Raw genomic sequence first — 21878 nt, 5'->3', positions numbered from 1 at the left:
TGTTGCTGTGCGGTTATGTTGGGCTCGCGCCGCTGATCGAGTGTGTGCACGTTCCCAAATGATCGATTAAACGGGAGAAGATCCATGCCGGAGACCACACCCAAGGGCCTCACCCGGCTCGCCTTCGGTGGGGACTACAACCCTGAGCAGTGGCCGGAAAGCGTCTGGCACGAGGACGTCCGGCTGATGCGCGAGGCGGGTGTCACGATGGTGAGCGTCGGGATCTTCTCCTGGGCGCTGCTCGAACCCGCCCGGGGGACTCACGACTTCGGCTGGCTGGACCGACTGCTCGACCTGCTGCACGAGCACGGCATCCGCGCCGACCTCGGCACCCCGACCGTCGCGCCGCCCGCCTGGTTCTACCGCGAGCACCCCGAGGCGCTGCCGGTGGCCGCCGACGGCACCCGCTACGAGTTCGGCTCGCGCGGCGCCATCTGCCACAGCAACAGCGACTACCGCGCCGCCGCGGCGAGCATCACCACCGAGCTCGCCACCCGGTACGCCGACCACCCCGCGCTCGCCCTGTGGCACGTCCACAACGAGTACGGCGTCCCCGTCTCGGCCTGCTACTGCGAGTCCTGCGCCGCCCACTTCCGCCGCTGGCTGGCCCGCACCCATGGGACCGTCGAGGCGGTCAACGAGGCCTGGGGCACCGCCTTCTGGGGCCAGCGCTACACGGGCTTCGACCAGATCAACCCGCCGCGCGTGACCCCCACCGTCGGCAACCCGGCCCAGGCCCTGGACTACAAGCGCTTCGCCGACGAGACCATGCGCGAGAACTTCGTCGCCGAACGGGACATCCTGCACCGCCTCGCCCCGGGCATCCCGGTCACCACGAACTTCATGACCGCCCTCAGCCAGTGCGACTCCGTCGACTACTGGGCCTGGGGCCGCGAGGTCGACCTCGTCACCAACGACCACTACCTGATCACCGACGGCCGGCGCACCCACGTCAACCTCGCGATGGCCGCCGACCTCACCCGCTCCGTCGCGGGCGGCGCCCCCTGGCTGCTGCTCGAACACTCCACCTCGGGCGTCAACTGGCAGCCCCGCAACCCCGCGAAGGCCCCGGGCCAGATGGCCCGCAACTCCCTCGCGCACGTGGCGCGCGGCTCCGAGGGCGCCCTGTTCTTCCAGTGGCGGCAGTCCCGGCGCGGCGCCGAGAAGTTCCACTCGGCGATGCTGCCGCACGCCGGCACCGACTCCCGGGTCTGGCGCGAGGTCGTCGAGCTCGGCGCGTCCATCGACTCGCTGACCTCGGTCAAGGGCAGCCGCACCGTCGCCGACGCCGCCGTGCTGTGGGACTGGCACTCCTGGTGGGCGCAGAACCTCGACTGGCGCCCCAGCGAGGACCACGACCCGCGCGAGCGTGCCGACGCGTTCTACGAGGCGCTCTTCGACCGCCACCTCACGGTCGACTTCGCCCACCCGGAGGCCGACCTGTCGGCCTATCCCCTTGTCGTCGTCCCCGCCCTCTATCTGATGACCGAGGCCGCCGGGAACAACCTCAGGGAGTACGTCGGACACGGCGGCACCCTCGTCGTCTCGTACTTCTCCGGCATCGTCGACGAGCACGACGCCGTGCACGAGGGCGCCTACCCCGGCGCGCTGCGGGACGTGCTCGGCCTGACCGTCGAGGAGTTCTCCCCGCTCCTCAAGGACGACCGGGTCCGGATCACCGGCCCCGACGGCTCCGAACTCACCGGCGACGTCTGGACCGAGTTCGTGGTGCCGCGCGGCGCCGAGACCGTGTGGACGTACGCCGACGGACTCACCGCGGGCCACCCGGCGGTCACCCGTCACCGTCTCGGGGAGGGCTCCGCCTGGTACGTCTCCACCCGCCTCGGCGCCCAGGGGCTCGACGCCCTGATCGGCTGGGCGTCCGACGACGCGCGGATCGCGCCGCGCGCCGATCTGCCCCGCGATGTCGAAGTGGTCCGTCGCCGCGGTGCGTCGGGCACCTTCCTGTTCGCGATCAACCACACCTCGTCGGACGCCAAGGTGGCGCTGGACGCGACCGGCACCGAACTGCTCACGGGCGAGCGCGCCGCAGGCCGCCTCGCGCTGCCCGCGGGCGCCGTCCGGGTCGTACGACTCGACGGCTGACCCGACCGCCGTCCGGGTCGAAGGGCCCGGCGGCCCAGCCGACTCCCCTCCGCCCGTGAGTGCCACGAGAGCCGCGGGCGGAGGGGCCGCCCCCAGAGCCACTCCAGGGGCACCCCATCCTCATCACGTCGAAGGGACGACGGACGACGATGTTCCATCCCAGACGCACACTCAGGGCCCTGCTGCTGCCGCTCGCGGCCGGGCTGGCCCTCACCGCCCTGCCCGCACAGACGGCACAGGCGGCGAGCACCCTCACCAACGCCGGGTTCGAGGCCGACGGCTCCGGCGCCGCCACCCCCGGCGGGTGGTCGGAGTACGGCGACACCGGTGCCTCGTACGTGGAGTCCGGTGGCCACAGCGGGAGCTACCGCCTCACCCAGTACTCCTCCGCCGCGTACAAGGTGGAGACGTACCAGTACCTTTCCGGGCTGACCAACGGGAACTACAAGCTCACCGCCTGGGTGCGCTCGGGCGGCGGCCAGAACTCCGCCTACCTCGCGCTGAAGAACTGCGGTGGCACCGAGCAGCGCACCGACCTGCCGGTCTCCACCAGCGCATGGATACACCTCGTCGTCCCGGTCTCGGTGACGAACAACCAGTGCACGATCAGCGTCTACTCCGACGCCAAGGCGGGCAACTGGATCAACGTCGACGACCTGACGTTCACCTCCGGCACCACCGGACTGTCCGTCAAGGGCTCCGACATCTCCTCCCTCGTCAAGAGCGAGGCGTTCGGCGGCGTCTACAGGACCAGTTCCGGCACCACCGGCGACGCGCTCGCCATCCTCAGGTCCGCCGGCATGAACTACGCGCGCCTGAAGGTCTGGGTGAACCCCGCCGACGGCTACAACAACAAGACGCGCGTCCTGGCGATGGCCAAGCGCGTCAAGGCGCAGGGCATGAAGCTCCTGGTCGACTTCCACTACTCGGACACCTGGGCCGACCCCGGCAAGCAGACCAAGCCGGCCGCCTGGGCGAGCCACTCCTACAGCCAGCTCAAGACGGACGTCTACAACCACACGTACGACGTCCTCAACGCGCTGAAGGCCCAGGGCACCACCGCCGACATGGTGCAGGTCGGCAACGAGATCAACGGCGGCATGCTGTGGTCCGAGGGCTCCACCGACAACTGGTCGCAGCTCGCCGGGCTGATCAACTCCGGCTACAGCGCCGCGAAGGCGGTCTCCGCCGGCACCCAGGTCGCGCTGCACCTGGCCAACGCCGGGGACGACGGCACTGTCCGCTGGTGGTTCGACAACGCGGCCTCCTACGGGATCAACTACGACCTGATCGGCCTGTCGTACTACGGCTACTGGCACGGTTCGCTCGCCGCTGCCCAGGCCACCCTCGACGATGTCGCCGCCCGCTACGGCAAGCCGGTCTTCATCGCCGAGACGGCCTACCCCTTCCGTCTCGACAGCGACGACTCGCTCGTCAACCAGATCGACACCACCGGTGAACTGGTCTCCGGCTACCCGGCGACCACGGCCGGGCAGACGGCGTGGATGAACGCCGTGGCGAACATCGTGGAGGCCGTCCCGAACGGTCGCGGCCTCGGTGTCTTCTACTGGGAGGCCACCTGGACCGCCGTCACCGGCAACGGCTGGGACCCGGCCGACGCCGCCTCCGGCAACGGCTGGGAGAACCAGGCGCTGTTCGGCTACGACGACAAGGCACTGCCGGCCATGTCGTGGTTCAGCCACCGTTGACCGGCCACCGCCGATGACATGAGGGCCCGGTCGCTGAGGCGATGCTGTTGGCCAACCCGGTCGGCCACGTCGGCTCCGCGGCATGTGTGCCGGAAGCCGTGAGCACTAGATCGATCTAGTGCTCACGGCTTCCAAGGAGAGTGTTCCCCGCGGCGGATTTGCCAACAGCATCGCTGAGGCGGCCGGGCCCTTGTGGTGCTCCAGGGGTCCCGGGCCTTCGCGAAGGTTCTCAAGGGCCGTGCGCACCGCCCCGGGCTGCGGGACAGTGGTCACAGAGCGCCACCATCACGGAGGGGGACGAGGGATGCTGAGGGTTCCCGTCGGCGGGCGACGCCTGGACATCCTGGAGTGGCTGCGCGACCCCGCCGCGCACTTCCCGCCGCAGCGGTACGGCGATCCCGCCGAGGACGGTGTGGACGCGGCCGCCCTCGCCGCCAAGCTCGGCGTGAGCCGCACCGCGGCCCGCACGCATCTCGACCTCCTCACGGCGATCGGCCTGCTGCGCGCGAGAAAGGTCGGGCGGCGGACGTTCTACCGCCGCGACGAGTACCGCATCGCCGAGGTCCGGCATCTGTTCGAGAAGGGCTGGTAGGAGCGGGCTCCGCCCGGCTCCGCTCGGGTGTGCGGGGCCGGTGGTCCCGGCGTTACCCTGTTCCCCGGCCGCGACCATGTGTCGCGGCGCGGCGGTGGGGCCCGCCGTACCCGAACCGCGGCACCGGTACCGCCAACGGCCCCTACTTGCGATGACGCGTGCCTGGCGGGTCCGGGCCCCGGCGAGTAGGAGAAGTGCGTCCATGACGATCACGCACCCCGCGTCCCCGTGGCGCGGCCAGGGCCCGGTCGTGGCGATGGTCTCGGTCGGCGGTGCCATCGGTGCAACCGCCCGTTACGGTGCCGCGCGGCTGTGGCCCACGGAGACGGGCGGGTTCCCCTGGACCACGTTCTGGGTCAATGTCATCGGCTGCGCGGTGATCGGTGTCTTCATGGTCGTCGTCACCGAGGTGTGGACGGCCCACCGGCTGGTGCGGCCCTTCTTCGGCACCGGTGTGCTCGGCGGGTTCACCACCTTCTCGACGTACGCCGTCGACATCGAGCGACTGGTCGACTCCGGACACCCCGGAACCGGCCTCGCCTATCTCGTCGCGACCCTGTGCGCGGCGCTCGCGGCGGTGTGGCTCGCGGTGACCGCGACCCGCCGCGCCCTGGTGGTACGAGACCCTGAGACCGGCAAAACGGGCAAGGAAGGTAAGAAGTAGTTGTGAACTGGCTGCTGGTGATCGCCGGTGGAATGCTCGGTGCGCCCCTGCGCTACCTGACCGACCGCGTGCTGCAGGCCAGGCACGACACGGCCTTCCCCTGGGGCACCCTCGCGGTCAACGTCGTCGGCTGTCTGATCCTCGGCCTGCTGACCGGCGCGGTCTCCGCCGGCGCCGCGGGCTCGCACCTTCAGCTCTTCCTCGGCACCGGCCTGTGCGGGGCGCTGACCACGTACTCGACGTTCTCGTACGAGACACTACGGCTGACCGAGACCGGCGCGGGGTTCTACGCCGCCGCCAATGTGCTCGTGAGTGTGACGGCCGGGCTCGGCGCGGCGTTCGCCGGGGTCTCGATCGCACAGGTTTTGTGGGCCTAGGTACTCGGGCCTCACTCGCGCATAGTAAGACTGTCTACAGCACTGTCGACCAACTCTTCCATCATCTCCGTCTCCTCCACCTCCTCCACCTCCTCCATCTCTTCAGAACTGGATTCCATGAGCGTCATCAACGTCGGTCAGGCCGTCGTCCTCGGAGTCGTCGAGGGAGTGACCGAGTTCCTCCCCGTGTCCTCCACCGGCCACCTCAAGATCACCGAGGGGCTGATGAGCATCCCGGTCGACGACAAGGCCGTCGTCGGGTTCTCAGCGGTCATCCAGGTCGGCGCGATCGCCGCCGTACTGGTGTACTTCTTCAAGGACATCGTGCGGATCGTCTCCGCGTGGGGCCGGGGGCTGCGCAACCGCGAGGAGCGACAGCACCACGACTACAAGTTCGCCTGGTGGGTCATCTACGCGACCATCCCGATCGTGATCGTCGGACTTGCCGCGAAGCCGCTCATCGACGGGGCGCTCGGCTCGCTGTGGGTGGTCGCGGGCTCGCTGATCGTCGGCAGTGGTGTGATGTGGGCGGCCGACCAGATGGGCCGGCACAAGCGCGGTGAGGACGACACGTCCTTCAAGGACGCGATGCTGGTGGGCTGTTCGCAGATCCTCGCACTGCTCTTCCCGGGCTTCTCCCGCTCCGGTGCCACCATGTCGACCGCGCTCATTCTCGACCTGGACCGGGTCGCCGCGACCCGGCTCTCGTTCTTCCTCGGCATCCCGGCACTCACCGGCGCCGGCCTGTACGAGCTGAAGGACGCCCTGGGTACGGGGGTGGGCGCCGCGCCGCTCGCCGTCGGCACGATCGTCTCCTTCGTGGTCGCCTACGGGTCGATCGCCTGGCTGCTGAAGTTCGTCGCCAAGCACTCCTTCAACGCCTTCGTGATCTACCGGATCGTGATCGGTGTGGTGCTGTTCGGGCTGCTGGCCAACGGAACCCTCAGCAGCTGACTGCGGAAACAGCAGGTCACAGGGGGTGCTAAGCCGGTTTGCAGGCTTCGCACCCCCTGAATTTTTTCTTTCACTCCCCTTGGCAGCCCCCTCGCGTCACCCGCAGGATCACCTCCGTGAACCTGTCAGACAGCCAGACAGGTGGTTCGGTACCGCGGCGCGTCAGCGCCATGGAGGCGGTGCTCACCCACCTTCGCGGCGCCATCGAGCGCGGCGAATACGCCATCGGCGACAAACTCCCCTCCGAGGCCGAGCTGTGCCGCCGCCTGGAGGTCAGCCGGCCGGTGCTCCGCGAGGCACTGCGGGCCCTGCAGGTGATGGGCCTGACCGTGTCCCGTACCGGCAAGGGGACCTTCGTTCTCGCCAACACGGTCGAGGACCCCACCTTCGGCGACTACGCGGCGAGCGATCTGCTCGAAGTGCGCCGGCACGTCGAGATCCCGGTCGCCGGATACGCGGCGGTGCGCCGCACCTCGGAGAACCTCGACCACCTGGCCCATCTGCTGGAGCGGATGGAGCGGGAGACCGACACCACGGCGTGGGTCGCGATGGACACGGTCTTCCACATCGCAGTCGCCGAGGCGTCCCAGAATCCGGTTTTCCGCAGGGTCATCGAAGAGATCCGGGACGCGCTGGCCCGCCAGTCCGCCTTCCTCAACGAACTCGGCGGCCGGCGCGAGCAGTCCAACCGCGAGCACCGGGCGATCGTCGAGGCGCTGGCCGACGGCAGTGAACACGACGCGGTCGAGGCGATGTCCCACCACCTCGACCGCGTGGAGACCACCCTCACCGACATCGTGCGCCCCGGGCGCATCGACATCCCCACGGAAGGCGGACCCGAGGCGTGAGCGAGCAGCACCTCGAAGACGAGGCCCTGTCGGCCGGAAAGCCGGCCGCGCACGTCGACGCCGGTGACGCGGGCTACGCAAGTCCCTGAAGTCCCGGCACGTCAACATGATCGCCATCGGCGGTGCCATCGGCACCGGCCTGTTCCTCGGCGCGGGCGGCCGACTCACCGACGCAGGCCCCTCCCTCTTCGTCGCGTACGCGGTGTGCGACGTCTTCGCCTTCCTCGTCGTGCGCGCGCTCGGCGAACTCGTCCTGTACCGGCCGTCCTCCAGCGCCTTCGTGTCGTACGCCCGGGAGTTCCTCGGCGAGAAGGGCGCGTATGTCGCGGGCTGGATGTACTTCCTGAACTGGGCCACCACCGGTATCGCCGACATCACCGCCGTGGCCGTCTACACCCACTACTGGGGCATGTTCTCCGACATCCCGCAGTGGGTGATCGCGCTCGTCGCGCTCGCCGTGGTCCTCACGGTGAATCTGACATCCGTACGCATGTTCGGCGAACTGGAGTTCGTTCGCGATCATCAAGGTGAGCGCCCTCGCCGTCTTCCTGCTCATCGGCATCTTCCTGCTGGTCACCCAGCACCCGGTCGACGGCCACACCCCCGGTCCGTCCCTGATCACCGACAACGGCGGCATCTTCCCCAACGGCCTGCTGCCGATGCTGCTGATCATCCAGGGCGTCGTCTTCGCCTACGCCTCCGTCGAACTGGTCGGCGTCGCGGCGGGCGAGACCGAGAACCCCGAGAAGATCATGCCGAAGGCCATCAACTCGATCATGTGGCGCGTCGGCCTCTTCTACGTCGGCTCGGTCGTCCTGCTGTCGATGCTGCTGCCCTGGACCAAGTACAGCGCGGGCCAGAGCCCCTTCGTCACCGTCCTGTCGAACATCGGCATCCCGGCCGCGGGCGGCGTCATGAACCTGGTCGTGCTCACCGCCGCCATGCCCTCGCTCAACTCCGGCCTGTACTCCACCGGCCGCATCCTGCGCTCGATGGCGATGTCCGGCTCGGCACCCAAGTTCACCGGCGTGATGAGCCGCAGCCAGGTCCCGTACGGCGGCATCCTGCTCACCAGCGGCATCTGCGTCCTCGGGGTCGGCCTGAACTTCGTGGTCCCCGCCGACGCCTTCGAGATCGTCCTGAACTTCGCCGCGATCGGCATCCTCTCCACCTGGGGCATGATCATGCTCTGTCATGTGCTGTTCTGGCGGAAGACCCGGAACGGCGAGCTGCTCGGAGACCGTGACGTTCCGGCCGAGGCGTACTGGGGCATCCACTCCCTGCGCGCCACGGAGAACTTCCCCATCACGGGAACGTCGATCTCCGCCTACCCGCATCTGATCGAGGCACTGGCCGCCGTCAAGGAGGCCGCCGCCCGCGCCAACGAGGAACTCGGCCTGCTCGCCCCGGAGAAGGCGATGGCCATCGTCGCGGCCTGCCGGGAGATCCGGGAGGGCAAACTGCACGACCGGTTCGTCGTCGACGTCATCCAGGGCGGCGCCGGCACCTCGACGAACATGAACGCCAACGAGGTCGTCGCCAACCGGGCGTTGGAGTTCCTCGGCCACGCCAAGGGCGAGTACCACTACCTGCACCCCAATGAGGACGTCAACCTCGGCCAGTCGACCAACGACGTCTACCCGACCGCCGTCAAGGTCGCCACCGTCTTCGCCGTACGCGAGCTGCTCAAGGCGATGGCCGTGCTCCAGGACGCGTTCGCCGCGAAGGCCTTCGAGTTCCGTGACGTGCTGAAGATGGGGCGCACCCAGCTCCAGGACGCGGTGCCCATGACCCTGGGCCAGGAGTTCTCGGCGTACGCGGTGATGCTGGACGAGGACCGCAGCCGGCTCGCCGAGGCCGTCCAGCTGATCCACGAGATCAACCTCGGCGCCACCGCGATCGGCACCGGCCTCAACGCCCCCGCCGGATACGCCGAATCGGCGCGCCGCCACCTCGCCGACATCACCGGGCTGCCGCTCGTCACCGCCGCCGACCTGGTCGAGGCGACCCAGGACTGCGGCGCCTTCGTCCAGATGTCCGGCGTGCTCAAGCGGATCGCGGTCAAGCTCTCCAAGAGCTGCAACGACCTTCGGCTGCTGTCCTCCGGACCGCGTGCGGGCCTGGGCGAGATCAACCTGCCGCCGGTGCAGGCCGGTTCGAGCATCATGCCCGGCAAGGTCAACCCGGTGATCCCCGAGGTCGTCAACCAGGTCGCCTTCGAGGTGATCGGCAACGACGTGACCATCACCATGGCCGCGGAAGCCGGTCAGCTCCAGCTCAACGCCTTCGAACCGATCATCCTGCACTCCCTCTCCGAGAGCATCACCCACCTGCGCACCGCCTGTCTGACCCTCGCCGAGCGCTGTGTCACCGGGATCACCGCCAACACGGAGGTGCTGCGCGCGGCGGTCGAGAACTCCATCGGCCTGGTGACCGCCCTGAACCCGCACATCGGGTACACGGCCGCCACCGACATCGCCAAGGAAGCCCTCGCCACCAATCGCGGCGTGGCCGAACTCGTCCTGGAGAAAGGCCTGTTGCCCGCCGAACGACTCGCGGCGCTGCTGCGGCCCGAGGTGGTCGCGGGCAGTGGCACCCCACAGACGGTCTGACCCGATGCGCATCCGGACCGGCCGCGCGGCACAATGGCGATCATGGCCGCGCATTCGTCGCCTTCGTCGTATCCGTCGTCGCTGACCTTCCAACCAATCCTGGAACGCATCGCCACCGAGATCGAGCAGATACCCGGCCGCGGGCGGCCCGCCGACTACATCCCGGCGCTGGCCGCCTGCGACCCGCGGCGCTTCGGCATGGCCGTGGCCGAGCTCGACGGCACGGTGTACGGCGTGGGGGACTGGCGGCAGCCGTTCTCCACGCAGTCCATCACCAAGGTCTTCACCCTCGCCCTCGACCTGGCCCGCGAGGGCGACGAGCTGTGGGAACACGTCGGCCGCGAGCCCTCCGGCAACCCCTTCAACTCGCTGGTGCAGCTGGAGTACGAGAACGGCATCCCGCGGAACCCCTTCATCAACGCGGGCGCCCTGGTCGTCACCGACCGGCTGCACACCCGTACCGGCGACGCGGCCGGCACCCTGCTCGGCTTCCTGCGCGCGGAGAGCGGCAACCCGGCGCTGACCTTCGACAAGGAGGTGGCGGCCTCCGAGACCGCGCACGGCGACCGCAACGCGGCCCTCGCCCACTTCATGGCCGCGTACGGCAACATCGGCAACCAGGTGCCGGCGCTCCTCGACCAGTACTTCCGCCAGTGCTCGATCGAGGCGTCCTGCGCCGACCTCGCCCTCGCCACGGGATTCCTGGCCCGGCACGGCATCCGCGCCGACGGCTCCCGGCTCCTCACCCGCAGCCAGGCCAAACAGGTCAACGCGGTCATGCTGACCTGCGGCACCTATGACGCGGCGGGCGAATTCGCCTATCGGGTCGGCCTCCCCGGCAAGAGCGGTGTGGGCGGCGGCATCATCGCGGTGGTCCCCGGCCGCTGCACCCTGTGCGTCTGGAGCCCCGGCCTGGACGAGCGGGGCAACTCGGTGTCGGGGGTGGCGGCCCTGGAGCGCTTCACCACACTGACGGGCCTGTCGGTCTTCTGAGGCACGGAGCTCTGACATGTGCGGCTCCGCCGCGCGGGCGCGACCAGCCACAACGAGCCCGCACCCGAACTTCCATCACACGGAGGTAACACGACAGACGCCGCCCGGAGGGCACCCCGTCGCTTTCCGGCCACCCGCCCTTGACACGCTGACCAAGTGTTGGCCAAGGCTCCCGTCGATCTCCATCGCTGTCAGGCCCTCGGCCTGATCGGCACCGCCTTTCTCGCGCTCGGTGGTGAGACGGCCGGCGCCCTGCCCACCCATGACCTTCTCGCCCCCGGGGCCGCGCGAGCCGTGCTCGGCCTCGTCGGCGTCTACTTCGGCGTCGTCCTGCTGATCGCCGCGTGGGTGCTTCTCGGCACCGTCGTACGGGGTCCCGAACCGCCGACACCGCGCTCACTGCTGCTGGTGCTGGCCGCGTGGGCGGCTCCCCTGCTGCTCGCGCCACCGCTGTTCAGCCGGGACGTCTACAGCTATCTCGCGCAGGGCGCCATGGTGGACGCGCACATGGACGTGTACGCGCACGGGCCCGCCCAACTCGGCGGACCGCTCGCCGACGAGGTGGCGCCGGTGTGGCAGCAGACCGCGACGCCGTACGGCCCGGTCTTCCTCGCCGTCGCCTCCGCGCTGTCGGGACTGACCCGCGGGGAGATACCGGCCGGGCTGCTCGGCATGCGGCTGGTCGCCCTGGTCGGCGTCGCGCTGATGGCGGCGGCGCTGCCCCGCCTCGCCCGGCACAGCGGCGCCGATCCGGCCGCCGCGCTGTGGCTCGGCGCGCTCAACCCGCTCGTTCTGCTGCACCTGGTGGCCGGCGCGCACAACGACGCCATCATGCTCGGGCTGCTCGGCGTCGGCCTGGTCGCCGCGCGCGGCCGATGGCATGTCCTGGGCGTCGTCCTGGTCACCCTCGCGGCCCTGGTCAAGGCGCCCGCCGCGCTCGGCCTGCTGGCGGTCGTCGCACTGCGCGGGCGCCGCGGAATGGCGAGGTCCGCTCTGATCACCGCCGCGGTCGCCGGGGCCACGACGGTCGTGGCCACCGCCGTGGCCGGCACCGGGTACGGCTGGATAGCGGCCCTGAAGACGCCGGTCTCCCCGCACAACTGGTCGCCCACCAGCCTGCTCGGGCGGGCCACCGGCGCCCTCCTCAAGGATCTCGGCAGCGGCCTGGCCCCGCTCGCCCTGCCTGTCTGGCACGCGGCCGGGCTGGTGGTGACCGTACTCGTGGTCCTGTTCATATGGCTGCGCCTGCGCCCCGGCCCCATCTACGCGCTGGGCCTGAGCCTGGGCGCGGTCGCGGTGTTCGGGCCCGCGATCCGGCCCTGGTACGCCCTGTGGGGTCTGTTCCTCATCGCGGCGGCGGCCCCCAACGGTTCGGTGCGCCACCGGGTCGCGGCGGCCAGCGGGATCCTCGCGCTCGGAGTGCTGCCGAGCGGCGGCCCGCCGGACATGGACCAGGTGGTGCTGGCCGTCTCCGGCGGAGCGCTCGCCCTCGTCGTGCTCTGGCAGGCCCGTCAGGCCGCCCGGGTCCGGGCCCAGACACCGGTGCTGGGGCGGACGGCATGAACGTGCTGAAGGGACTGGACACCGATCGCCGACGGCTGCTCGGCCTGCTCGTACTCGCCGCGGCCGTGTGCGTGTTCACCGCCACCGTGCCGCTGCTCCGCGACTGGTTCGACCTGCGCGTCTACTACGGGACCGTCGACGCCTGGGTGCATCACGGCGGCCGGATCTACGACTACTGGCTGCCGGGGACGACGTACGGCTTCACCTATCCGCCGTTCGCGGCCCTCGTCATGCTGCCGATGACGCTGGTCGGGCTGCGCACGGCGATCGCCGTCGCGCTGCTGCTCAACCTGGCGGCGCTGGCCGCCGTGGTGTGGATCCTGGTCGGGCCGGCGCTGCGCCGCCACGGCTGGTTCGGCTGCGCCCTCGTGGCGTGTCTGCTGGCCCTGCTGGAACCGGTGCGCGACACCTTCAGCTTCGGGCAGGTCAACCTCCTGCTGCTGGCCCTGGTGCTGAGCGACGCGTGGCTGCTGTCCACCGGCCGCGGCCGCCGGGCGGGCATCGGCATCGGACTGGCCGCGGCGATCAAGCTGACCCCCGCGCTCTTCATCGGCCTGCTGCTGCTCGGCCGCCGCTGGCGGGCCGCCGGGGTCGCGACCGCCGTCGCCGCCGCGGCCACCGCGCTGGCGGCCTGGGCGGCGCCCGACGCGTCACGTTTCTACTGGTCCGACGCGCTGTGGGACACGAACCGCATCGGACATCTCGCCTATGTCTCCAACCAGTCGCTGCAGGGCGTCCTGGCCCGGCTCGCCGCACCGGGCGAACCGAGCCGGGCCGCCTGGGCGGCGGCCGTCCTGGTGGTCCTGTGCGTGTGGGCACGGCGGAGCGCGCGTGCCCTGGCCGACGAGGACTGGACGGCCGCGTTCGCCCTCACCGGACTCACCGCCTGCCTGGTCAGCCCGATCACCTGGGTGCACCATCTGGTCTGGCTGCTGCCGTCCTTCGCCGTACTGCTGCTCCGGCACCGACCGCGGGTCGCGGCCGGCCTGTACGCGGTGCTGTGCAGCAGCGTGGTGTGGTTGTGGTTCGACGACTCCTCCGGCCTCGACGGGTTCCTCGGCAGCAACACCTACACATGGATCACGCTGGGGCTGCTGCTGTGGCTGCCGGTGGGTCAGCCGCGCGGGACCCGGCCGCCCTTGAGCCGCAGCGCGAGAGCGACCCCGCCCGCGCCCAGAACGGCCGCGCCCGTGATGCCGGCCGCGTCCGGCCAGCCGGAACCGTCGCCCTCCGCGAGCGCCGGCCCCGCGGTCGCCCGTGCGGCGGGACCTCCCACCGCCACCCCCCGCGCGTCGAGGATCGACCCCACGGGATCGACGTGCCCGGCGGCCGCGAAGCCCCAGTCGAGCAGCGAGCGCGCCTCCTCGTACACCGTGGTGCCGCCGCCCGCCTGAGGGTTCATCACGGTGACGACGAGAGTGCGCCCGCCCCGGCGCGCGGCGGCGATGAGCGTGTTGCCCGCGTTGCTGGTGTAGCCGTTCTTGACGCCGATCAGGCCCGGGTAGGCCTCCACCCCGTCGGCGCCGGTCAGCAGCCGGTTGGTGTTCTGGATCTCGTACGGGTAGCCGTCGCCGGGGAAGGTGGCCTCGGCGGTGGAGCAGTAGCGCGCGAACTCCGGGAGGCGCAGCCCGGCCCGTCCGAAGACCGCGAGGTCGTACGCCGACGAGACCTGGCCGGGTGCGTCGTAGCCGTCGGGTGACTGGACATGGGTGTCGAGGGCGCCCAGCGAGCGGGCCTTGGTCTGCATCCGGGCGGCCGTCTTCTCCCAGCCGCCGTTCATCGCGGCGAGCACGTGCACGGCGTCGTTGCCCGAGTTGAGGAAGACACCGCGCCACAGGTCGGCCACGCGGTAGGTGTGGCCCTCGGTGACGCCCACCAGGCTGCTGCCGTCGCCGATGCCGTCCAGCTCCTCCTCCTTGACGGTGTGCTGGATGCCGCTGGGCAGCGCGGGGAGCACGGTGAGCGCGAACAGGGTCTTCAGGGTGCTGGCGGGCGGCAGTCTGAGATGCGCGTCGTGCGCGGCGAGCACCGCGCCGCTGCCGGCGTCGGCCACCAGCCACGACAGCGCGGAGACGTCCGGCACCTCGGGCGCCCCGGCCCGTGGCCGTACCTGCGTCCCGGACCGGTGGAGCGTGGGCGGCTCGGAGGCCACCGGCCGCGGGCGGCCCGGGTCCGTGCCGACGCGGGCGACGGCCGTATCCGGAGCGAGGGCCAGCGCGCCGACCACGCAGAGCACGGAGCAGGAGACGGCGGCGCGGGACACGGCGGCCCGGCGGGGGGTGGCGGTCCGGGGGGTGGCGGCCCGGGCTGGGAATCCGATTGTCATACCGCAAACGTAGGAACGGAGTCGCCCTGTGCCGGGGTGCCAGGCCCGGGCGAGGGGATCCAGTACCCGGATGCCACACGGGAGAGGGGCCGCGGAGAGAGTTCGATGTGCCCGGGGGCGGTTCAGCCGGTGGGCAGGGTCGGCTGTACCTGGCGCAGGAAGGTCGCGTTGTCCGCGGTGGCGCGCAGCCGCTCCAGGAGGGTTTCCAGACCGGCCTGGCCGTCCCGTGTCTGCAGGGCGCGTCGCAGCCCTCGTACGGCCGTCAACTCGGCGGCGGGCAGCAGGAGTTCCTCGCGGCGGGTGCCGGACGGGGTGATGTCGACGGCCGGGAACACGCGCCGTGAGGCGAGGGTCCGGTCGAGGCGCAGCTCCATGTTGCCGGTGCTCTTGAGCTCCTCGAAGAAGTAGTCGTCGGCCCGGGAGCCGGTCTCCACCAGGGCGGTGGCGAGGATGGTGAGCGAGCCGCCCTCCTCGGCGAGGCGCGCGGCGCCGAAGAACTTCTTCGGGCCGTACACCGCGGCCGCGTCGACGCCGCCGCTCAGGGTGCGGCCACCGGAGGCGGCCGCGTTGTTGTGCGCCCGGCACAGCCGGGTGAGGGAGTCCATCAGGATGACGACGTCCTCGCCCTGCTCGACGAGCCGCTTGGCGCGCTCGACGACGAGTTCGGCGAGGGCGATGTGCTGCTTCGGCGTCTTGTCGAAGGTCGAGGCGTAGACCTCGCCGTGGACGGAGCGCCGCATGTCGGTGACTTCCTCGGGCCGTTCGTCGAGGAGCAGCACGATCAGACGGCATTCGGGATGGTTGCCCGCGACGGCGGCGGCGAGCTGCTGGAGCAGCACCGTCTTGCCGGTCTTGGGCGGGGCGACGATCAGGCCGCGCTGTCCCTTGCCGACGGGCGAGACCAGGTCGACGACGCGCCCGGCCAGGCCGCTCGCCGGGTGCTCCAGACGGAGCCGGTCGCGGGGGTGCAGCGGGGTGAGGTCGCGGAAGTGCGGGCGGCGGCGGAGTTCTTCGGGCGTCCGGCCGTTGATCCGCTCGACCTCGGTGAGGGCGCGGGATCCGCCGCGTACGCCTTCGACGGTGTCGCCCTTGCGCAGGCCGTGGCGGCGGATCAGTGCGGGGGAGACCTGCAGGTCGGTGGCCGAGGGCAGGCAGCTCTCGGCGGCGCGCAGATACCCCTGCCCGTTGTGCGCGATGTCGAGGACACCGGTGGCGACCTGGGCCTGGGGCTGCTGCTTCACCGGGGGGTGTTCGAGTGTGGTGGTCATGAGAGGTGGTCCTTTCGAGGACGGATGTCATGAGGTCATGAAGAGGGGAGGGGATGTGCCGGGGAGGCGGCGTGCTCACGCCTCAGTACGGCGGGGGAGATCACCTGGAGGAGCGACGAGTGATCGTGCTCGAGAGGTGATGCGAAGAAGCCGGTCGGCCGACAGAGAAACGGTGGCCGCGTCAGCTGGGAGAAAGGAGAACCGGCACCGGCGCCCGAGACGGGGCGTACACAAGTGCTGACCGCAGACTACCACGGCGTGCGCCGGTTCGGCTGTGATGTGCCTCTCAGCCGCTTGCCAGGAGGCCGTACAGCAGGGGGATGCGCGGCTCACTCTCCGGCAGGCGCCACCAGCCGGAGGGGGTGCGGACCATCCGGGGCCATCGGGGCCAGGGCAGCTCGTCGCTCTCCCGGAGCCGCCGGATGACGAGTCCCGCATCGGTCAACGCGTTCACGACCTCGTCCATTCCGTGCATCCACTCGTAACTGTCGGTCGCGCCCTCGACGGCCGGGCCGTCGGTGTACGTGTGGGTCGCGTCCCGGTGTACGGCGTCCCGGCCGCCCAAGTAGTCGTGCCGCAGCAGCAGTTCGTCGCCCTCGCCCGCGGCGGGCTTGGGGCCGAGCGAGTTGAGCAGGGGATGGAACTCGACGATGTACAACCGGCCGCCCGGACGCAGCAGCCGGGCCACGACGGCGGCCCAGCGCTCCAGGTCGGGCAGGTAGCACAGCGCGCCCTTGCCCGTGTAGACCACGTCGAACCGCCGCCCTTCCAGGGCCTCGACGGCGTCGTACACATTGGCCTGTACGTACGTCACGTCGGCGCCCGCCCGGGCCGCGATGCCGGCGGCGGCCGCCACGGACGCCCCGGAGATGTCGAGCCCGACGGCCCGTGCGCCGCGCTCGGCGAAGGCGATCGTCTCGATGCCGAGGTGGCACTGGAGGTGGAGCACGTCGCGGCCGGTCAGCTCACCGAGGTCCTCCCACTCGAAGGCGGCGAACCAGCGGGCCGGGTCGAGCTTCTCGTGCAGCCCGTAGAACCGGCTGGCGAGGTGGACGGGGGTCCGGGCGTCCCAGTTGGCCTGGTTGGCCCGCATCATCCGCTCGTGCGTGTCGCTCATGGCACCATCCAACCGCGCCGGCCCGCGGATCGGGAGGAACAACTCCGGAACGGCGCGATTCGGTGCCGACCCGGTGGGTGTACGCACACCGGATTCCCGGTACCGGCCACCGGGACCCCGCCGGCGGCTGCCCGCACGCCGACAACGCGCGGCTCCTGCGGCGGGGCGCCGTCGCGACGGGTCGGGTAACTGTGGCCCCGAATCGGGGAGTTGACGGGGTGGCTGCTCGACGGCCCGCGAACTGCTCGGAGTGGACGCCGAGTACCGCGACCGGCTGCACCACCTCTCCGACCGTGCGGTCGCCCATGGGCTCGGCCAGGAGGAGCTCATCGCCACCCTGGTGCTGTTGAGTATCGCCGGGCACGAGACCACGCTCAACCTCCTCACCGACGCCGTACGGGCGGCTGACCGCGCACCAGCCGTACGTCACCGCGCCGCATTGAGCCTCACGACACCGCGCCGCATACCAGCCATACGGCACCGCGATGGCCCTGAGCCGACCCTTTTCTTGTTCTGGCCATAGGCCCTCCCTACGCTTCCAGCACCGCACACCGGCGGTATGGGACAAGGGGCATGGCAATCATGGGTCGACTGGCCGGGAAAACAGCCTTCATCAGCGGAACGGGGGCCGGAATAGGGCGGGCCGCGGCCCAGGTATTCGCCGCGGAAGGCGCCACCGTATTCGGCTGCGACCTTGATTCCGACGCCGCCGCGGAAACCGTGGAACTCGTCGAGAAGGCCGGTGGCGTCATGCGTTCCCTCGCCCCGGTGGACCTCTCCACCGAGGCGGGCGCCCATGAGTGGATCGACGCGGGGATCGCCGCCCTCGGCGGCATCGACATCCTCTACAACAACGCCTCCGCGCTGCGGAACGGGCCGTTCGCGACCATGCCGGCCGAGGACTGGTACTTCACCATCAGGAACGAGCTCGACATCCCGTACTTCTGCACCAGGGCGGCCTGGCCGCACCTGATCGCCCGCGGCGGCGGAGCCGTCCTCAACGTCGCCTCGGTGGCCGCCGTGCGGGGCGCCCCCTTCATGCCGATGGTCCCGCACGGCGCCGCCAAGGGCGGGGTGCTGGCGATGAGCAAGCACCTGTGCGCGGCCGGCGCCCCGCACCGCATCCGCGTCAACACCATCTCCCCCGGCATGACCCGTCCGTCCGCGACCGCGCCCTTCCTCGACGACCCCGACGGGCCGAAGGCACAGCTGGAGGCGCGGATCCCGGTGGGCCGGGTGGGCGAGCCCGAGGACATCGCACGCGCCGCGGCCTTCCTCTGCTCCGACGAGGCCGCGTTCGTCAACGGCGCCAACCTCATGGTCGACGGCGGCGACAGCGCGATGGCGGGCTGAGCGCCGGTGACCGTCCGACTCGACCACGTGGGCGTCAACGTACGCGATCTGCCCGCCCAGACCGCCTGGTACCGGACGGCGTTCGGGCTGCGGGCCGTCTTCGAGTTCACCCTCGAAGGGCCCGGTCTGAGCGCCGTCGTCCTGGAGCATCCGCGGGGCTGGCGCGTCGAACTCCTCGCCAGGCCCGGATCCACGCCGGGGCTGCGGGCCCCGGACCCGCTGACCGCCGCCCTCACCGAGGGATACGGGCACTTCGCGGTCACCACCCCCGAACTCGACCCCGTCTACGCGGCCCTGGTGGCCCACGGAGCGGGCGAGGCCATGAGACCGGGGCCGTCCCCCGAACCCGGAATTCGCATGGCCTGGGTCACCGACCCCGAGGGAAATCTCATCGAACTCATAGAGAAAAACGCAGAGTGAGGGCACGCACGATGACGGATTCGATCTCCAAGAGCTCTTTGAAGAAACTGGACCTCGGAACACTCATAGCCTGCTGTCTCGCGGTCGCCGCCGCGCAACTGTGCATTACCGTTCCGTCCCCCATCAATGGCGAGATCCAGGCCGCCTTCGGGGCCTCGGGTTCCCAGGTCGCCTGGGTCACCTCCGCCTTCATTCTTCCCACCGCCATTCTTGAACTGAATTTCGGTGTGGTCGGAGACCTCTTCGGCCGTAAACGCCTCCTGGTGCTCGGCGGGCTGGTCCTGGCGCTCGGCGAACTCCTCAACGCCACCTCCCAGAACATCACCATGATGTGGACCGGCCAGGCCCTGGCCGGCATCGGCGCCGCCGCGCTCTTCCCCAGCTCCCTCGCCGTCATCGCGGCCGCCACCCCCGACGAGAAGGACCGCGCCAAGGCGGTCTCCACCTGGGCGCTCAGCATCTCCCTCGCCTCCGCGCTGGGACCGCTGTCCTCCGGAGTGCTCGCCACCGTCGCCGACTTCCGCTGGGCGTTCGTGCCGCCGGTCGTCCTCGGCCTGGTGGTCGCCGTCGCGAGCTGGAAACTGGTCACCGACTCCAGGGCCCCCGAGGGCCGCGCCCTGGACTGGCCGGGCCAGATCACCATCGCCGTCGGCCTCACCGCCCTGCTCTGGGGCATCATCGAGGGCGGCGACCGCGGCTGGGGCAGCGCGGCGATCGTCGGCTCGCTGGCCCTCGCGGCGGTGGCCCTCGTCGGCTTCGTCGTCGCCGAGACCCGCGCCGCCTCGCCCATGTTCAACCTGGACCTGCTGAGGATCCCGTCCTTCGCCGCGGCGGCCGTCGTCGCGCTGGCCGGCATGTTCGGCTTCATCGGCACCGCGTACTGCGTCTCGATCCGCCTCGGCGCCGTGATGCACCTCAGCGCACTGCGGGCCGGTATGCCGTTCGTGATCCTGCAGCTCATCCCGCTGCTGCTGGCCCCGGTGCTCAGCCGGATGCTCACCCGCATCGACGCCCGCCGGCTGCTGATGGGCGGACTGCTGCCGATGGCCGCGGGACAGTTCTGGATCGCCGCGCTCCCCATCACCACCACCTCCCTCGCCGCCTTCATCGGCCCGGTGCTGCTGCTCGGCATCGGCTTCATCTGCGTGGTGTCCTCGCTGACCTCGGCCGCGGTGAACGCCGTACCGATCCGCATGACCGGCATGGCCAGCGGCGCCACCAGCCTGGTCCGCGAGTTCGGCCAGGGCCTCGGCCCGGCCGTCATCAGCACCATCGCGATGAGCGCCGCGTCCTCGGCACTGGTCGGCAAGCTCAGCGGGGCCGACGCGGGCATGGAGAAGGCGGCCGGACCCCTCGCGGTCGTCAACGCGGGCAGCGCCCAGGCCAAGGCCGCCGCGCAGACCGCGCTCGGCCACGGCATGGCGCTCGGCGTGGTGATCTGCGGCTGCGCCTCCCTGCTCGGCGCGCTGGTCACCCTGCTGCTGGTGCGCAAGAACACCGCCCGCGCGGCGGTCGGCGCCACGGGTGAGCCGTCGGTGCGGACGGCGACCGCGTAGCGCGGATCCTCACCAAGAGGCCGGGGCCCGGGCCCCGGCCTCTTCGTGCGCCCAGGGTGTCGATTCGGCGCGGTCCCGTTCGTCGGTGGGGTGTAGGAAGTTCATGAGCACCGGGAGGAACCATGAAATACATGCTGCTGGTCTGCGGCGACGACACCGCCGACGCGTCGGGCATGGCGCCCGTGGAACCGTGGGTCGAGGAGCTCGGCGCCGAACGGGGCGTGCGGCTGCACGGCCACCGCCTCAGCGATCCCGCCGACGCCGTCACTGTGCGGGTCCGCGGCGGCGAGGTGCTGCGCACCGACGGGCCGTTCGCGGAGACGAAGGAGTACGTCGCCGGATACGACATCCTCGAGTGCGACAGCATGGAAGAGGCCGTCGAGGCGGCCGCCAAGCACCCCGTGGCATCCGTCGGGGCCATGGAGGTGCGCGCGTTCTGGGAGGACGAGGACGCCGAAGGGGAGATCCGCCGGCTCGACGACGAGCTGACGGCGGCCTTCCGTGAGCGGGACATCGACCGGAGGCTGGCCTGCCACACGCCGGACACGGAGGTGTTCCACCCCATGAGCGGCCTGGAGGAAGGCGGAATCGACGCCCTCCGCAAGGCCCAGGAGTGGTTCTACTCCACCGTGACCGGACCCGTGCGCCGCGAGGTGCTCGCCTTCCGTCTCCGCGTCGATGAGAGCGTCGCCTTCAGCCACGGACTCGTCCGGATCCGGGGCACGTTCACCACGGGCGAGCCGCTGGACAGCACGGCGCGCGTGACGACCGGCTACCGTGCGGTGGGAGACCGTTGGCTGATCGCCCACGAGCACGCGTCGGTCGCGTTCGACGCGGGCATCGAGGAGGGCCGGTCATGAAGTACGTCCTGTTCATCTGCACTCCCGTCGGCGGCGAGGAACTGAGCCCCGCCGAGACCGCCGACAACCCCCGGTTCACCTCGTACATCGACGAGGTCCGCAGCCGCGACATCGTGAAGGGCGGCGCGCGGCTGCGGCCGTCCACCGACGCCACCACCGTCCGCGTCCGGGGCGACGAAGTCCTGCTCAGCGACGGGCCGTTCGTGGAGTCCAAGGAGTACGTCGCGGGCATCGACATCATCGAGGTCGCCGATCTCGACGAGGCCATCGCCCTCGCCTCCCGGCATCCGGCGGCACTGGGCGGCGGCTCGGTCGAGGTGCGACCGGTCTGGGAATGAACGGCACCGAAGCCACCGAAGCCACCGAAGCCACCGAAGCCACCGAAGCCACCGAAGACGTGGAGGCGGCGGTCACCGCCGCCTTCCGCGAGGAATGGGGCCAGGTCGTCGCCACCCTGATCCGGGTGACCGGCGACTGGGACCTCGCCGAGGAATGCGCGCAGGACGCCTACGCGCAGGCCCTGCTCGGCCGGCTGTGCGGTCGCGCCGCGCGCGTCGAGC

The 21878-nt window shown here is 70.8% G+C and carries 18 protein-coding genes and 4 pseudogenes; 19 read left to right on the top strand and 3 right to left on the bottom strand.

All coding sequences use genetic code 11. The features are described from left to right. The first annotated feature begins 84 nt into the window (after nt 1-84). The 12 genes and pseudogenes from RV986_RS06085 to RV986_RS06030 all read left to right on the top strand — a co-directional run bounded on the left by RV986_RS06085 (nt 85) and on the right by RV986_RS06030 (nt 13812). Complete coding sequence (locus tag RV986_RS06085) at nt 85-2106, top strand: beta-galactosidase (RefSeq protein ID WP_475916389.1); 2022 nt, start codon at nt 85-87, stop codon at nt 2104-2106. Nucleotides 2107-2255: 149 nt separating this feature from the next. Next, nucleotides 2256-3815, top strand: a complete 1560-nt coding sequence (locus tag RV986_RS06080; RefSeq protein ID WP_475916388.1) for a glycosyl hydrolase 53 family protein — start codon at nt 2256-2258, stop codon at nt 3813-3815. A gap of 304 nt (nt 3816-4119) precedes the next feature. Further along, entirely contained in the window at nt 4120-4407 is a 288-nt protein-coding gene (locus RV986_RS06075) for an ArsR/SmtB family transcription factor (protein ID WP_475916387.1), read from the top strand. Between the two features lie 202 nt (nt 4408-4609). Continuing rightward, on the top strand, nt 4610-5071 hold the full coding sequence (gene crcB, locus RV986_RS06070; protein WP_475916386.1) for a fluoride efflux transporter CrcB: 462 nt from the start codon (nt 4610-4612) through the stop codon (nt 5069-5071). A 2-nt stretch (nt 5072-5073) separates the two neighbouring features. Next, nucleotides 5074-5448, top strand: a complete 375-nt coding sequence (gene crcB / locus RV986_RS06065; RefSeq protein WP_475916385.1) for a fluoride efflux transporter CrcB — start codon at nt 5074-5076, stop codon at nt 5446-5448. Between the two features lie 117 nt (nt 5449-5565). Further along, the gene (locus RV986_RS06060) at nt 5566-6402 is read left to right on the top strand and encodes an undecaprenyl-diphosphate phosphatase (protein WP_475916384.1); all 837 of its coding nucleotides are present in this window, start codon (nt 5566-5568) and stop codon (nt 6400-6402) included. Between the two features lie 170 nt (nt 6403-6572). Next, on the top strand, nt 6573-7250 hold the full coding sequence (locus RV986_RS06055) for a FadR/GntR family transcriptional regulator (protein WP_475924188.1): 678 nt from the start codon (nt 6573-6575) through the stop codon (nt 7248-7250). Further along, a pseudogene (locus tag RV986_RS06050) lies at nt 7247-8482 on the top strand (amino acid permease); the annotation flags it as partial. The gene RV986_RS06055 and the pseudogene RV986_RS06050, both read left to right, overlap by 4 nt. Beyond that, the gene (gene aspA, locus RV986_RS06045) at nt 8480-9862 is read left to right on the top strand and encodes an aspartate ammonia-lyase (RefSeq protein ID WP_475924187.1); all 1383 of its coding nucleotides are present in this window, start codon (nt 8480-8482) and stop codon (nt 9860-9862) included. The pseudogene RV986_RS06050 and the gene aspA, both read left to right, overlap by 3 nt. A gap of 33 nt (nt 9863-9895) precedes the next feature. Continuing rightward, nucleotides 9896-10855, top strand: coding sequence for a glutaminase (locus RV986_RS06040; RefSeq protein WP_475916383.1), 960 nt, complete (start codon nt 9896-9898; stop codon nt 10853-10855). Between the two features lie 156 nt (nt 10856-11011). Continuing rightward, nucleotides 11012-12418, top strand: coding sequence for a polyprenol phosphomannose-dependent alpha 1,6 mannosyltransferase MptB (mptB, locus tag RV986_RS06035; RefSeq protein WP_475916382.1), 1407 nt, complete (start codon nt 11012-11014; stop codon nt 12416-12418). After that, nucleotides 12415-13812, top strand: a complete 1398-nt coding sequence (locus RV986_RS06030) for a glycosyltransferase 87 family protein (RefSeq protein ID WP_475916381.1) — start codon at nt 12415-12417, stop codon at nt 13810-13812. The genes mptB and RV986_RS06030 overlap by 4 nt, the downstream gene beginning before the upstream one ends. Nucleotides 13813-13871: 59 nt before the next feature. On the opposite strand, the pseudogene RV986_RS06025 reads toward RV986_RS06030, so the two are convergent. From RV986_RS06025 to RV986_RS06015, 3 genes and pseudogenes are all read right to left on the bottom strand, one after another. Continuing rightward, nucleotides 13872-14744 (bottom strand): annotated as a pseudogene (locus tag RV986_RS06025) (D-alanyl-D-alanine carboxypeptidase family protein); the annotation flags it as partial. A gap of 122 nt (nt 14745-14866) precedes the next feature. Then, nucleotides 14867-16012 (bottom strand): transcription termination factor Rho, encoded by a 1146-nt coding sequence (rho, locus tag RV986_RS06020; RefSeq protein WP_475916380.1) that lies wholly within the window; start codon nt 16010-16012, stop codon nt 14867-14869. A 286-nt stretch (nt 16013-16298) separates the two neighbouring features. Continuing rightward, on the bottom strand, nt 16299-17129 hold the full coding sequence (locus RV986_RS06015) for a class I SAM-dependent methyltransferase (protein ID WP_475916379.1): 831 nt from the start codon (nt 17127-17129) through the stop codon (nt 16299-16301). A 238-nt stretch (nt 17130-17367) separates the two neighbouring features. Between RV986_RS06015 and RV986_RS06010 the strand changes: the two are divergent. The 7 genes and pseudogenes from RV986_RS06010 to RV986_RS05980 all read left to right on the top strand — a co-directional run. Then, a pseudogene (locus RV986_RS06010) lies at nt 17368-17532 on the top strand (cytochrome P450); the annotation flags it as partial. Nucleotides 17533-17702: 170 nt separating this feature from the next. Further along, nucleotides 17703-18482 carry an SDR family NAD(P)-dependent oxidoreductase gene (locus RV986_RS06005; RefSeq protein WP_475916378.1) on the top strand — a complete coding sequence of 260 codons (780 nt, stop codon included), beginning with the start codon at nt 17703-17705 and terminating at the stop codon, nt 18480-18482. A 6-nt stretch (nt 18483-18488) separates the two neighbouring features. Next, the gene (locus RV986_RS06000; protein WP_475916377.1) at nt 18489-18902 is read left to right on the top strand and encodes a VOC family protein; all 414 of its coding nucleotides are present in this window, start codon (nt 18489-18491) and stop codon (nt 18900-18902) included. Nucleotides 18903-18913: 11 nt separating this feature from the next. Beyond that, nucleotides 18914-20458, top strand: a complete 1545-nt coding sequence (locus RV986_RS05995) for an MFS transporter (RefSeq protein ID WP_475916376.1) — start codon at nt 18914-18916, stop codon at nt 20456-20458. A 122-nt stretch (nt 20459-20580) separates the two neighbouring features. Then, nucleotides 20581-21318, top strand: a complete 738-nt coding sequence (locus RV986_RS05990) for a YciI family protein (RefSeq protein ID WP_475916375.1) — start codon at nt 20581-20583, stop codon at nt 21316-21318. Next, nucleotides 21315-21656 carry a YciI family protein gene (locus RV986_RS05985; RefSeq protein ID WP_475916374.1) on the top strand — a complete coding sequence of 114 codons (342 nt, stop codon included), beginning with the start codon at nt 21315-21317 and terminating at the stop codon, nt 21654-21656. The genes RV986_RS05990 and RV986_RS05985 overlap by 4 nt, the downstream gene beginning before the upstream one ends. Then, nucleotides 21653-21841 (top strand): annotated as a pseudogene (locus tag RV986_RS05980) (hypothetical protein); the annotation flags it as partial. The gene RV986_RS05985 and the pseudogene RV986_RS05980, both read left to right, overlap by 4 nt. Between the last annotated feature and the right edge of the window lie 37 nt (nt 21842-21878).

This window comes from Streptomyces sp. RLA012, assembly GCF_056270325.1.
The sequence above is the reverse complement of the archived record's forward strand: the minus strand, read 5'-3'. Positions and strand labels throughout refer to the sequence as shown.